Below are 14,265 nucleotides of genomic sequence, written 5' to 3'. Positions count from 1 at the left end.
ATGTATAAAATTGGCCACTTACAATATAAAGTGAAAAATCTTGCACAAGCGATGGAAGCGTTCAAACAGCTAGGGTTTGAAATTGAAAGAGGCGGTGAAAAATCTAAAAATGCATTTATTTGGTTCAATGAGGGTCCCTATATTGAACTTATAGAAATGAATCGCACATTAATGCCATTTGCTTATATTTTTAGATGGATTTATGGCCGTGCAATGAAAGCGCGATGGAAAAAATGGTGTTGTAGTCAGCAAGGATTTATAGATTTTGCCATTGAAGCTCAAAAAGCTAGCTTAAGGTCTATTGCGCACTTTTCAAAAAACAAAACAATATTAAATCAATTTGAAATCAAAGGGAGAAAGGTGATTACGTGGTATAGAAAAAATTTAAAAAACGAAAAGATAGCATTTAGTTATTATCCAATTCTACCTGTAACATTACCGTTTGTGGTTTCAGATTATAGTACGCCACAGAGGCCTTCAAGTACAATTCATTCGAATCAATTCACAGAAATTGATAAGGTTATCTTCGTGTGTCAACCACAAGATTATCAATTGATGTGCCAATTGGTTTGTCATGATGACAAACTTCAATTAAAACAAGGAAATATTACAGAAATTGATAAAGTTATTTTGAAAAATAATCAAAATGAAACGTATCAATTATCTAATAAAATTACCTTAGAAAGGATGTGATAAAGGTGAATTTAGAGCAGCAACTCATTGAGTTATATAAGCAAGGTATAACGCTGTGGACGAAAGACGGTCAATTACATTATAAAAGTAAAAATGCAAAAATAAATGAACAAATATTAGTATTTTTGAAGCAAAACAAACAGGATATTTTAAAGCTTTTATTAAAACATAGTGACGTTAATTATTATCAAAGTGCAACACGCTTTCCCTTAAAAGACATTCAAAGTGCCTATCTAATAGGGCAACAAAGCAAATTTGGAGATGTATCAAGTCATGTCTATTTTGAAGTCAAATTTCCTAAATTAGACATAGAGCGAGCTAATCAAGTATGGAATAAACTCATAAAGAAACATCAAGCATTGAGGACGATTATTGACTCATGGGAGACACAAACGATATTGTCAGGTGACTTAGATTATAAATTATTAGTAAATAATGAAAATGGTGACAGTCGTTTAATACGAGAACAACTTCAAGATAAACAATATGATCCAGCAACATGGCCATTATTTGATATAGGTATTACGCAACGACATGAGCAATCCATACTGCACCTATCGTTTGATTTTTTAATTTTAGATTGGACAAGTATTTGGATATTACTTAAAGCGTTTGAAAGTGCCTATTTTAATGAAAATGACGTTATTGATACATCTCAAGACTACGAGCTAAAAGATATATATATGCAAAGCGAATTAACTAAGGCAAGCTCTAAATATTTGGTTGATCAGCAATATTGGTTAAATAAGTTGCCACATTTAGGACAATATCCACAATTACCAATTACTATTGATAATGCCAAAGATTTATTTGTAAGAAATTCATTTGTAGTCAATCGTCAGTCATGGTTAAATTTAAAAACATTTGCACAACAGCATGGATTAACGCCAAATACACTTGTACTAACCGCATTTGCTTGTGTTGTCAATAAGTGGATTGATCAACAGACATTTGTAGTCAATTTAACGACGATGAACCGTAATGAAACATATAAAGATATTGATCATATTGTCGGTGATTTCACCTCTACGAACTTATTATCAATCAATGTTGATGAAAATAGTTCGTTTTTGGAAAACGCTTCAAAGATTCAAGCTACACTATTAGAGGACTTACAGCATAACACTTTTACCGGTGTTGATTTAATTAGAGAGATTAGAAAAACAAATTCAAATCGTCTGTATCCTATTGTTTTTACAAGTTCATTAGGGACTGGAGATATGCACTTTGAGCATTTGAAAATTGGGGATGAAGGCTTAAGTCAATCGCCACAAGTGTTTATGGATTGTCAAATCATGGAAATTAACGGTAAGTTAAACGTTAATATTGATACGAGACAAGGTATTTTTAAAGAAGCATTTATCAATAGGTTTATTATGGATTTAGAACACATGCTCATGAATTATACAACTAGTGAAAGTTTAACTAAGGCACTTAGCTTTTGGTATGACACTGAAAGAAAAACAAGTGCGTATCAGCAAATCATGTCACAACAGCAAGACGTCAAACAAATAGATAATAAAACATCTGATGTTCAAGCAGATTTAGTACCCGAATCTTTAAAGCAAGAAATCATCGACCATTGTCAGTCGATATTACAAGTCAATTCACTATCTTATGATGACAATTTTTATAACTTTGGTGCGGATTCACTAGTATTAGCACGACTTTCTACTCAAGTGGTTGAATCGTGTAAATCACATGATTATGAAATCATCAATTTTGATGGTTTATTACGAAAATTATTAGCCGAACCCACGATTAATATGCTATTCAATGCAATTAATACCAAAATTGCTGAAGTAGAAAATGTGAAGGAGTCGGAAAGTAATCAATCAATCGGGAAGTTGACATTCTTTAAAAAGGAAGGTACGACACTAAAAATACTATTTCATGCTGGTTTAGGAACGATGAATTGCTTGAGTTATTTAATCGATGATTTAAAAGCTATTGATCGCGATGCATTGGCAGGAATTACCATTAACAATCAAGAGCAATATTGTCATATCAATCGTCAAAGTCTTGTTAAAAAAATTAGTGAATCCTATGCTGAAATGATTAGTGAAACGGATTATGAATCGATTCATCTTGTAGGATATTGTTCGGGCGGATTGGTAGCGTTAGAAACTGCTAATATTTTAACACTACAAGGCATTGATGTAGAACATGTGACGTTAATTGATACATCGATATCACCTATATCTCAAATAGATGACATCGTGTCAGAAATGGCATATATACAAAATCATTTTATAACAATCTCTGATGTCATTCCTGATATTGAATACAATAAATTAACTCAGAGTATTAAAGAAATGTATAGCAACATAGAACAAGACAAACAATATCATTTATTAGATTTCCTGGAAAATAAATATGGGGAATCAGATCAATTAGTTACACAATTAAAACATTTTTTTGAACGTAAAACATTTGATGAACGATTTAAGATTTATGCGAATGTAATAGAGGAAACAAATGGAGAAACTATTAATGAAGCATTTTTAATGTCTTCTTATCAAGTTCAAATGGCAAGTTGGGAATCCGCACATATGGTGCCCACGACTTACATTGGGGATGTTACGTATTTAAATGCGCAACAAAAAGAAAATAGTTCTTTATTGCCAGCACAAGATAATGATCAATGGGAACAATATTGCATAGGTAATTTTGAACAAAAAAATATTCCAGGTAATCATTACGATTGCGTAGAAGATAAAGATAATGCCACAGCAATAGCAAATTTAATAGCTCATTAGTAAAGGAGTCATTTTTATGAAACAGTTAAACGTTAAAGATTTAATTACAGTAGGTATTTTTACAGCCATTTATTTGGTCGTCTTTTTTGTTACTTTTATGCTAGGTTATATACCGTTTTTAATTCCATTTTTAGGATTAATTTGTCCAATCGTTTGTGGTATACCGTTTATTTTATATGTGATGAAAATTGAAAAGTTTGGGATGTTAACACTAACTGGATTTATATTAGGGCTAGCTTTTACCATCATGGGAAGTGGACTAATTATGATTCCAGCTGGATTGATTTGTGGATTGCTTGGTGATTTGATTATGAAACAAGGTGATTACAAAGCTTGGAATAATATTGCATGGGGTTATGCGGTCTTTTCATTGTGGATGATGGGCTTTGTGTTGCGTATGTTTTTAGCTAGAGAGGCGTATTTTAAAGAGTTAGAACAATCTTATGGGCATGAATATGTGCAAACATTAGCATCTATAACGCCATTATGGACGTTACCAATTATGTTTGTTTTAACAATCGTTGGTGGGCTCTTAGGTGCTTGGTTAGGTAAGAAAATGTTTAGTAAACATTTTAAAAAGGCGGGGCTTATGTGAGTAAAATAAGTTCTTTATTTAAAGATGATAGAACACGGTTAGCACAATTAGACCCTCGAACTAAGATTTTACTGACAATTACTGTGAGCACTATTCTTATTTCAAGTGGTAGTTCACAAAGTATCTTACGTATTATGATTACGTTATGTTCATTGAGCTTGTTACTTTCTATATATAAATACTTAGCTTTTTTAAAGTTTACAATGTTGTTCGTGATACTGATGCTTTTACAAGCTTATGTTGTGCCGTATACACATGGTATGCTGCAGTTTATCTTGTTGGCTTGCGTAGGCATATTTATGAATATGTTGCCTGGTTTCATTGTAGGTTATTTTACATTATATTCAACTAAAGTGAGCGAATTTATAGCCGCTATGGAAAAAATAAAAATGCCACGCAACGTTATTATTCCAATCACTGTTATTTTTCGCTTTTTTCCAACGATTTCAGAAGAGTATAGGAATATTAATCATGCCATGAAAATGCGCGGTATTACGTTAAGACGACATATTTTTAAAAATTTAGAGTATCGTCTCATTCCACTGATTATATCAGTCGTACAAATTGGCAATGATTTATCCTTTGCTGCAATGACACGTGGCATTGATGCACCACACGCAAGGACAAATATATGTACAGTCAAATTTAAGTGGTTAGATATGGTGTTCTTTATTGTTATGTTGGCATTGTGGGTGAATTATTATAAGGAGAAATTAAGTTGATGATTAAATTTGACAACGTATCTTTTACTTATGCTGAAGCAACACATCCAGCACTAAAGCAGTTATCTTTAGAAATCAAACAAGGTGAAGTTGCTATATTTTGTGGGAAGTCAGGCAGCGGTAAATCAACCATAGCAAAATTGATTAATGGCTTAATACCAAAGGTTCAAACGGGTGATATTGGGGGAGACATTTATCTTAATCAACAATCGATGGCTGAATTATCCATGTATGAAATTTCGACCATGGTAGGCAGCGTATTTCAAAATCCTAAAACACAATTCTATAACGTGGATACAACCAGTGAACTGGCTTTTAACCTGGAAAATCAAGGTGTTCCACCAGCTACAATCATGCAGAAAATTGAACAAACCATGGATTATTTTGAGTTAACACATTTATTACAGCGGAATATCTTTGAGTTGTCTGGAGGCGAAAAGCAGATGATTGCATGTGCTTCCGTGCTAATTAGTAAGCCAGAAATCGTCGTCTTGGATGAGCCTTCTTCCAATTTAGATATGTATAGTATTAAAAAGCTTCAGCAGATGATACGTTATTTGAAGCAACAAGGGAAGACGGTAATCATTATAGATCATCGTCTCGATTATGCGCTTGATTTGGCTGACAATATCTATTATATCGATAGCGGACAATTGCAACAGTGTTTTACGGTGAATGATTTTCGTGCGCTCGAACAACAACAGTATGAAACAATGGGATTAAGATATCAAGCCTGCCCAATAAAAAACGATATGCCTCATAACGATAATCAACCGTCAATACACATTAAAGATTTCAGCTATGGTTACAACAAATGGAGACAAACTAAACAACTAAATATTGCAGATTTCAGCATACCTGAACATGAAATGATTGCCATAATTGGTGATAATGGTAGTGGAAAGTCCACCTTTGCACGTTGTTTTTGTGGTTTAGCAAAGGGATTCAAAGGAAGTGTCTCATGGCAACAATGTCATGCAAAAAGGAAACAATTATTAAAGCATAGCTATATGGTATTTCAAGATGTCAACACACAATTGTTTACAGAAAGTGTTGACCAAGAAATGAAACTACTCAATCAAGATATAGAAGAAACACATGTTAATGCTATTTTGAAACACATGAATTTATTGGCTAAAAAAGAGGCGCATCCACGCTCATTGTCTGGTGGTGAAAAGCAACGTGTTGCAATAGCGACCGCGCTTATCAGCAATAAAGATTTTATTATTTTTGATGAGCCAACGTCAGGTTTAGATTTATATCACATGAAGCAAGTCGCACAGAATATTCAGACGGTCCATGCACAAGGTAAGCGCGTTTTTATTATCACGCATGATTATGCTTTGATTTTAGAATTATGCAGTTATGTCATGCATTTTGCAGCTGGACAAGTCATAGATCATTATCCATTAGATCATACAGGTCATGATAAATTGGCATCATATTTCCAAGTATCATGAGGTAAAAGAAAGGAGTAACAAACATGACAAATCGCTCACATTGGTTCACATCTTTATTGAATTTCGGTAAAGATAGTAAAGGAAAAATTGTGTTATCGGTCTTGTTATCCATCTTGAGTGTGTTTTCAGGTTTAGTTCCATATTGGGCAGTCTATCGAATTATTCTGTATGTGGTAGCTGGGCATAAAGAAATACACAACGTATTATTTTACATTGGCATAGCGCTTTTAGCCTATGTATTACAAGTTATCTTTTTCGGTTGTTCTACCATGCTGTCCCATGTAACAGCTTATGACATATTGTCAACAATTAGAAAACGATTGGCACAGAAACTTATGCGATTACCACTCGGTGTTGTGGAAGCGAAAAAAATCGGTGAACTTAAGAGCATTATGGTAGACAAAGTTGAAACAATCGAATTACCTCTAGCACATATTATTCCTGAAGTCATTGGCAACTTATTATTATCACTCGCGATTTTTGTTTGTATGATTGTCATTGATTGGCGGATGGCATGTGCAATGCTCATTACAATTCCGATATCATTTTTTGCATTTAAAAAGTTAATGTCTGGCTTTAATGATACGTATGCTGCACAAATGGCATCAAATAATTATATGAATAGTTCAATTGTAGAATATATCGAAGGTATTGAGGTAATTAAGACATTTAATCAATCGCAAAAGTCTTATCAAAAATATAAAGATGCCGTCAATGATTATAAGACACATACATTAAATTGGTTTAAACAAACATGGGGTTATATGAATTTAGGTGCCAGCATCTTACCATCAACCTTTTTAGGGGTCTTACCTATGGGGATGTATCTGGTGGCCATACATCAATTAGATCAAGCATCATTTTTCTTATGTTTAGTGTTATCTTTAGGTGTCGTTGCACCAATTAAGAACTTCACTAATTATGTGAATCAATTAAAGTCGATTCAATATGCAATTTCTGAAGTACAAACAATTTTAGATTTAGAAGAATTAAGTCAACCCGAACAATTTCAACAGCCTAAAAATACCAATATTACGTTTAATGATGTCGGTTTTTCTTATACAGGTGAAAGTGAAGACCTTGTTTTTGATCACTTAAACTTTACAATTCCTAGCCAGACCTTTACCGCTATAGTTGGTCCTTCTGGAACTGGGAAATCCACGATTGCTAAATTATTATTGAGATTTTGGGATGTAACCCGTGGTGACATTTTAATAGGAGATGCCAACATTAAAAATATCAGCCCTAAACAATTGAATGATTTAGTCGGTTTTGTTGGTCAAGATAACTTTTTATTAAACTTAACCTTTAAAGAAAATATTAAATTAGGACGTCCTGAAGCATCAGATCAAGATGTTATTGCTGCTGCTAAACAAGCACAATGTCATGATTTTATTCAACAGTTACCTCAAGGCTATGATACATATGTGGGTGCTGTTGGTGATAAATTATCAGGTGGAGAAAAACAACGTGTGACGATTGCACGTATGATTTTGAAAGATGCACCTATCATCGTTCTAGATGAAGCAACAGCTTATGTAGATCCAGACAATGAACAAAAGATTCAAAGTGCTTTAAATGCATTAACACACAATAAAACGTTAATTGTGATTGCACATCGTTTATCAACGATTAAACAAGCAGATCAAATCATAGTGTTAGATCAACATCGTATTGCTGAGCAAGGTACACATGAAGCGTTGCTTAAAAATCAAGGTACATATCACAAAATGTGGACGATTCATAGAGGTGTTAAAGACTGGGGCGTCACGTCGTAGTGATAGACGATAAGGAGGATTCCGATGTTTCAAATAACCAATAAAATTTTAAAATGGACTGCACCCTTCAAAGCTCGAATGATTTTAGGATTTGTCATGTCATTTCTGAATGCAATTTTTATTGCAATGCCTATCTTCTTAGCTGCCAATGTGTTTAATCGCATGTTAACACATCAAGATATTGAAAGTAATGAAATATTTTTGGTGCTTGGTGTCATGATTGTATTAGTGTTGGCACGTTTCATCACTGCGTATGCGAAAAATAGGTTACAAGAGAGTATTGCCTATGAAATGAGTGCTACAGAGAGATTAACCATTGGTGAAAAATTAAAAAATGTGCGTTTAGGATATTTTGAGCGTAATCATTCGAATGAGCTCTCAACAACCGTAACTTCAGATTTAACATTTTTAGAAAACTATGCCATGAAAATGATTGATATAGTGGTGAATGGATATATCCTAATCACGGTACTTATTCTATCATTAGCCGTTGTCTCATGGCAGGTTGCGTTGGTTGCACTTTGCGGTGTCTTGCTATCATTACTGAGTATTTATATCTTAGAAAAAATAAGTCATCGTAATGCACCGAAATATCACTATGCACAAAATCAGCTTGTTGAGAAGGTGTTAGAAGTTGTAAGAGGTATTCAAGTTATTAAAGCTTTTTCTAAAGAAGATACGAGTTTAAATAGCTTCAATCGTGCTGTTGACGATAGTAAGCGTACAAATTCTAAAATAGAACTGCAATATACACCGTTTAATTTACTTCACTTATTAAGTTTAAAAATTGTTTCAGTACTTATTGTGCTTGTCGCAACTTTATTATATTTTAACCATACAATTGAACTACCGATGCTCATTATGATGGCTATATTTTCATTTGTCATCTTTGATAGTGTAGAGCATATTAATAATGCAGCACATGTGTTAGAAATTATTGATGTGACACTGGATGATATCGCCGAGATAAAAACGGCTCCAGAGCTCAATGAAACTGCAACAAACCAAAATATTACCAACTATAATATAGCCTTTGATCATGTAAGCTTTGCCTATGAGCAACAATCCGTCATTAAAGATGTGACATTTAATATTGATGCACAAACGTCAACAGCGATTATTGGACCATCTGGAAGTGGTAAGTCAACACTGTGTCATTTGCTGTTAAGATTTTACGATGTCGATGAAGGTAGTATACGTATTGGTGACGTAGATATTAGAGATATGACACTAAGCACATTGATGTCACATATTAGTGCAGTTTTTCAAAAAGTTTACTTGTTTAATGATACTATCGAAAACAATATTTTATTTGGGAAACCTCATGCGACACAAGAAGAAGTGGTTGAAGCAGCGAAACAGGCCTGTTGTCATGATTTTATCATGTCTTTACCTCAAGGCTATCAAACCGTTGTCAACGAAAAAGGAAATAATCTTTCAGGTGGTGAAAAACAACGCATCTCTATTGCCAGAGCCATTCTAAAAGATGCACCTATCATTATTCTTGATGAAGCAACAGCGAGCATTGATCCTGAAAATGAACATCTGATTCAACAAGCGATTGATGAACTGAGCAAAGGGAAAACGGTTATTACGATTGCACACAAATTAGGAACAATTAAAAATGCAGACCAAATCGTGGTGTTACAACAAGGAGAAATCTGTCAACTTGGTCAGCATGATACACTTGCAAATGAAGCAGGTATGTATCAAGACTTTTTAGCTATTAAAAGTGAATCGGAAGGTTGGAAATTATAAATGGTACAATGTATTGGTATTATCGGAGGCAATGGTGTAATAGGGTATAAGCTTGCGACATTATTAGCAAACCACCAGAATATCAACGTTATTATTACTTCTAGACAACTACAACCTCAACATGAGTTACCACCACATGTTACATTTACAACCGTTCATTTAGAGCGTGAGGATGAAATCATATCATTGATACGTCGATGTGATTTGATTATAAATTGCACTGGAAAGGCAATCAGACAATTATTACGATATTGTCTCACATATCACACGCACTATATCGACGCTTCTGGAGACATTGAGTGGGCAAACAATGAAGCGGAATTGTATAGCCAGCTAAGTAGAGCAAAGCTCAATGCCATTCAATTTGCAGGTGTTAACCCAGGATTAACGGAAGTCCTACTTGATTATACATATCGCCGTAATGAAGTAAAATCCTTAGAAATGTATTTTTCAGGCACAGGACATCTATCTAAATCCGCTGTCTTTGAAATGATGACAACATCTAATCCACCTTATGCATACAATCAAATGTATTTAGTACAAGGAGAGTTAACGCCTACAAATTATATGATGACAACACGTCAGCTTGAGTCAGACGCACCACCATATCATTGCATTCCTATTATTAATCAACACTTTATAAATTATATTAAGCAAACAACGATTAACGAAGCACATTTCTTTAATGCTTTTAAAGACGACAGTATTATCTATAAAATGGCACAAGCGAAATATCACTTTGATCAACATGATATCACTAGTGCCATCACTATATTACGCAATGAATTTGAAGTTGATGCCAATCGCCATGAGCCATTTACATGCATTAGTTTGCTGTTAAATGATAACAAGACAATTTCAATACGGTGGTCACAAGATTGGAATGATGTAACTGCTTTGACATTATATTGGACGGCGATATTGATATTACAAGGGAATGTTAAACAACATGGTTTAACAAACTTATATGAAGCTATAGACGCCGAGACGTTACTAAATATGCTTCAACAAGAAAGCCATTGCTACTTTCATAACTAATGGTTAAAAAATAACAAACTATTAACAACTTTTACTTTAAACCTATATTCGCTTGAAAATGTAAGCTAAAAACTATAGAATTAAACATGGATTGAAGATTTTGTCTTTTTTGTGAACTCAAATGACTTGATCAAGATTATAAAAAGACATTGATACGTATGTATAAAGTCTATAAATTGTTTTTTGCAACACATTCATATTGAATTAACTTATGAATTGTATTATTGTCACATACTTTAGACTACGTAGAAATTAAATCAAATGAAAGCTTAGGTGAATAGTAATGGCTCAAGAACGGAAAAAAATACTTGTATTAGGTGCAGGTTATGCTGGATTACAAACTGTAACAAAATTACAAAAGCATGTTTCAGCTGAAGAAGCAGAAATTACATTGGTGAATAAAAATAAATATCACTATGAATCAACGTGGTTACATGAAGCGTCAGCTGGGACTATTAGCTACGAAGATTTAATATATCCAGTTGAAAGCGTACTTAAAAAAGACAAAGTAAACTTCGTCAATGCTGAAGTGACTAAAATTGACCGCAATGCGAAAAAAGTAGAAACAGATAGCGGTATTTTTAACTACGATATTTTAGTTGTTGCATTAGGCTTTGAAACTGAAACATTTGGTATCAACGGTATGAAAGACTATGCTTTCCAAATTGAAAATGTTGATACTGCCCGTCATTTATCTCGTCACATTGAAGATAAATTTGCCAACTATGCAGCTTCAAAAGAGAAAAATGATAATGACTTAGCTATTTTAGTAGGTGGCGCTGGATTCACCGGTATTGAATTTTTAGGTGAATTAACTGACCGCATTCCTGAATTATGTAATAAGTATGGTGTAAACCAAGAAAAGGTTAGAATTACTTGCGTTGAAGCTGCACCAAAAATGTTACCAATGTTCTCAGACGAGTTAGTTAACTACGCAGTTAAGTATTTAGAAGATCGCGGCGTTGAATTTAAAATCGCTACACCAATCGTTGCTTGTAACGAAAAAGGTTTTGTAGTTAAAATCAATGATCAAGAACAACAATTAGAAGCGGGTACTTCAGTTTGGGCTGCAGGTGTACGCGGTAGTCAATTAATGGAAGCATCATTTGAAGGTGTTAAACGTGGCCGTATCGTGAACAAACAAGATTTAACTATCGAAGGTCATGATGATATCTTTGTGATTGGTGATGTATCTGCGTTTATTCCAGCTGGTGAAGAACGCCCATTACCAACAACTGCTCAAATTGCTATGCAACAAGGTGAGCACGTGGCTAAAAACATTAAACATATCTTAAATGGTGAAGCTACAGTTGACTTTGAATATGTTGACCGCGGAACAGTATGTTCTTTAGGTTCACATGATGGTGTTGGTATTGTATACGGTAGAGACATTGCAGGTAAAAAAGCTGCTTTCATGAAAAAAGTGATCGATACACGTGCAATATTCAAAATCGGTGGCGTAGGTTTAGCATTCAAAAAAGGTAAATTCTAAGATAATGGACTGACGATTAACATAAAAAAAGTTAATAGGACACTTTGACCTACCGTTTAGCCTCTTGCATTGAGCAAGGGGTTTTTTAGTGCCTAAATCAACATATTAACATGATTGATATACCTAATTGGTACTATGTTATGATTTATAAATGATATAGTTAAATTTATAAGGAAAATTTTAAAATTAAATAATTATATAAAAGGAATGATACTATGGTTCAATTAATTTTCAATCAACAACAAGGTACCAAGGACACTTTAATCATAGGATTACCATCACATCTGAATCAATTAGAGCCAATTGATTATGATGGTCTCGATTTGACAGGTTTATTGGAGAGCTATAAGCATCAGCATATTATTAGTGCTAATGTAGGACATATTTCTTCAACAGCATTATATATTAATCAACGTCTAGTAAGATTAATCACAATTGGCTTAGGTAATTTAAAAACGTTAACTTCAGCTGATTATTTATGTGGATTTGGTCAATTATTTCAATATTTACGTAAAGAAATGATTGCAGAAGCCGAGCTACTATTTGAGACATTTCAATCTAAAACAATGTCCAAGCAACACTGCGCGACATTGCTCGGACTACAAAGTGCACGAGCGATTTATCAATTTGATCATTACAAATCAAATAAACGTGTACCATATCATTTAACCATTTATTTGAATAAGATAGATGATGAGATACAGCATACCCTAGAGCAAGGTGTTATTGTCGGTGAAGGCGTGAATGTTGCACGTGACTTCAGTTATATGCCACCTAATTTGTTAACGCCTAAAGTTTTTGCCGATGAAATTACACAACATTTTGAAGATCGTGCTGTTCAGATTGATATAAAAAATGGCACACAATTGTTGTCAGAAGGCTTTGGTTTGTTACACGCAGTAGGCAAGGGTTCTGCACATGAACCGCAACTGATTACATTGACATATCAAGGTACAAATGAGGAGCAAGCACCTATTATGCTTGTAGGTAAGGGTATTACCTATGATTCAGGAGGATATAGCATTAAGTCAAAGGCAGGCATGCAAACAATGAAATTTGATATGTGTGGTGCAGCGAATGTAGTAGGCATGTTGCATGCCATTGAACGCTTACAACTGCCAATAAATGTCGTCGGTATTATTGCGGCAGCTGAAAATATGATTAGCGACAGCTCTATGAAGCCGGATGATATCTATACGGCACTTAGTGGTGAAACAGTTGAAGTACTCAATAGTGATGCAGAAGGTCGATTAGTATTAGGAGATGCGGTCTTTTATGCGAGTCAATTTCAGCCAAGTGCCATTCTTGATTTTGCAACGTTAACAGGTGCAGCGATTGCTGCTTTAGGAGAAGATAAGGCTGCTGTATTTAATTCACAAGCAGATAATCTACTAAAAGAAATTTTAACCGTTGCACAACAATATGAAGAATATGTATTTGAACTACCTATGACTGCGACAGAGCAACGTTTAATTCGTCAGTCAGATGTTGCCGATTTAGTCAATCACACGAATGGCCAAGGCAAAGCTTTATTTGCAGCTGCTTTCATCAGTCATTTTAGCGGAAGCGTGCCGCATTTACATTTTGATATTGCGGGTCCAGCTACCATCGCTCATAAGAACTATAATGGTCCAAAAGGTGCAACAGGGTATTTAATACCAACAATTGTAAAGTGGTTACAACAATTAACATAAAGATTCATGGGGGAACACAGTTCCTGAAATCAACTATATCAAGTTATAAATGATCTGGGGACATCATTATGTTTTAGGCTATGAACTCCATATATTGGCAGTAGTTGACTGGATTGAAAATACGCTGATGCCAAGCTTTTTTCAATCCTAGTCAACCTTGCCGGGGCAGGACTACGAATTCATAATGAATACTGTCCTGCTCTTTTTTAAACAATTTTTTTGCAACTTTATATTGACAGCTGTAATTTGAACTGCTATTATAAACGTCATACAAAA

10 protein-coding genes are annotated in these 14,265 nt (G+C 34.2%); all 10 read left to right on the top strand.

The genetic code is table 11. The features are described 5' to 3' along the window. The 10 genes from HMPREF2864_RS05615 to HMPREF2864_RS05570 all read left to right on the top strand — a co-directional run bounded on the left by HMPREF2864_RS05615 (position 1) and on the right by HMPREF2864_RS05570 (position 13,989). A complete protein-coding gene (locus HMPREF2864_RS05615; protein WP_002491932.1) occupies positions 1 to 693 on the top strand; it encodes a VOC family protein in 693 nt (230 codons plus the stop codon). Positions 694 to 698: 5 nt separating this feature from the next. After that, entirely contained in the window at positions 699 to 3,452 is a 2,754-nt protein-coding gene (locus HMPREF2864_RS05610; protein ID WP_070544921.1) for a condensation domain-containing protein, read from the top strand. Between the two features lie 16 nt (positions 3,453 to 3,468). Then, positions 3,469 to 4,047, top strand: a complete 579-nt coding sequence (locus HMPREF2864_RS05605; RefSeq protein ID WP_002491936.1) for an MptD family putative ECF transporter S component — start codon at positions 3,469 to 3,471, stop codon at positions 4,045 to 4,047. Then, entirely contained in the window at positions 4,044 to 4,769 is a 726-nt protein-coding gene (locus tag HMPREF2864_RS05600; protein ID WP_062078763.1) for an energy-coupling factor transporter transmembrane component T, read from the top strand. The genes HMPREF2864_RS05605 and HMPREF2864_RS05600 overlap by 4 nt, the downstream gene beginning before the upstream one ends. Next, the gene (locus tag HMPREF2864_RS05595; RefSeq protein ID WP_070572133.1) at positions 4,769 to 6,229 is read left to right on the top strand and encodes an ABC transporter ATP-binding protein; all 1,461 of its coding nucleotides are present in this window, start codon (positions 4,769 to 4,771) and stop codon (positions 6,227 to 6,229) included. The genes HMPREF2864_RS05600 and HMPREF2864_RS05595 overlap by 1 nt, the downstream gene beginning before the upstream one ends. A gap of 23 nt (positions 6,230 to 6,252) precedes the next feature. Further along, on the top strand, positions 6,253 to 8,007 hold the full coding sequence (locus HMPREF2864_RS05590) for an ABC transporter ATP-binding protein (protein WP_002459564.1): 1,755 nt from the start codon (positions 6,253 to 6,255) through the stop codon (positions 8,005 to 8,007). Between the two features lie 24 nt (positions 8,008 to 8,031). Next, positions 8,032 to 9,765 carry an ABC transporter ATP-binding protein gene (locus HMPREF2864_RS05585; protein WP_002459563.1) on the top strand — a complete coding sequence of 578 codons (1,734 nt, stop codon included), beginning with the start codon at positions 8,032 to 8,034 and terminating at the stop codon, positions 9,763 to 9,765. Continuing rightward, the gene (locus HMPREF2864_RS05580) at positions 9,766 to 10,803 is read left to right on the top strand and encodes a saccharopine dehydrogenase NADP-binding domain-containing protein (protein WP_070544919.1); all 1,038 of its coding nucleotides are present in this window, start codon (positions 9,766 to 9,768) and stop codon (positions 10,801 to 10,803) included. 283 nt (positions 10,804 to 11,086) lie between these two features. After that, complete coding sequence (locus HMPREF2864_RS05575; RefSeq protein ID WP_002459561.1) at positions 11,087 to 12,295, top strand: NAD(P)/FAD-dependent oxidoreductase; 1,209 nt, start codon at positions 11,087 to 11,089, stop codon at positions 12,293 to 12,295. Positions 12,296 to 12,510: 215 nt separating this feature from the next. Continuing rightward, positions 12,511 to 13,989, top strand: coding sequence for a M17 family metallopeptidase (locus HMPREF2864_RS05570; protein WP_070544918.1), 1,479 nt, complete (start codon positions 12,511 to 12,513; stop codon positions 13,987 to 13,989). Positions 13,990 to 14,265: the final 276 nt, after the last annotated feature.

Source organism: Staphylococcus sp. HMSC059F04 (assembly GCF_001812565.1).
GTDB lineage: Bacteria > Bacillota > Bacilli > Staphylococcales > Staphylococcaceae > Staphylococcus > Staphylococcus lugdunensis.
This window is presented reverse-complemented; position numbering and strand designations above follow the sequence as displayed.

What these genes read in the sequence shown, in the direction of transcription:
- HMPREF2864_RS05615 (WP_002491932.1), top strand. Translation starts at nt 1, where the DNA reads ATGTATAAAATTGGCCACTTACAATATAAAGTGAAAAATCTTGCACAA.
- HMPREF2864_RS05605 (WP_002491936.1), top strand. Translation starts at nt 3,469, where the DNA reads ATGAAACAGTTAAACGTTAAAGATTTAATTACAGTAGGTATTTTTACA.
- HMPREF2864_RS05595 (WP_070572133.1), top strand. Translation starts at nt 4,769, where the DNA reads ATGATTAAATTTGACAACGTATCTTTTACTTATGCTGAAGCAACACAT.
- HMPREF2864_RS05590 (WP_002459564.1), top strand. Translation starts at nt 6,253, where the DNA reads ATGACAAATCGCTCACATTGGTTCACATCTTTATTGAATTTCGGTAAA.
- HMPREF2864_RS05585 (WP_002459563.1), top strand. Translation starts at nt 8,032, where the DNA reads ATGTTTCAAATAACCAATAAAATTTTAAAATGGACTGCACCCTTCAAA.
- HMPREF2864_RS05580 (WP_070544919.1), top strand. Translation starts at nt 9,766, where the DNA reads ATGGTACAATGTATTGGTATTATCGGAGGCAATGGTGTAATAGGGTAT.
- HMPREF2864_RS05575 (WP_002459561.1), top strand. Translation starts at nt 11,087, where the DNA reads ATGGCTCAAGAACGGAAAAAAATACTTGTATTAGGTGCAGGTTATGCT.
- HMPREF2864_RS05570 (WP_070544918.1), top strand. Translation starts at nt 12,511, where the DNA reads ATGGTTCAATTAATTTTCAATCAACAACAAGGTACCAAGGACACTTTA.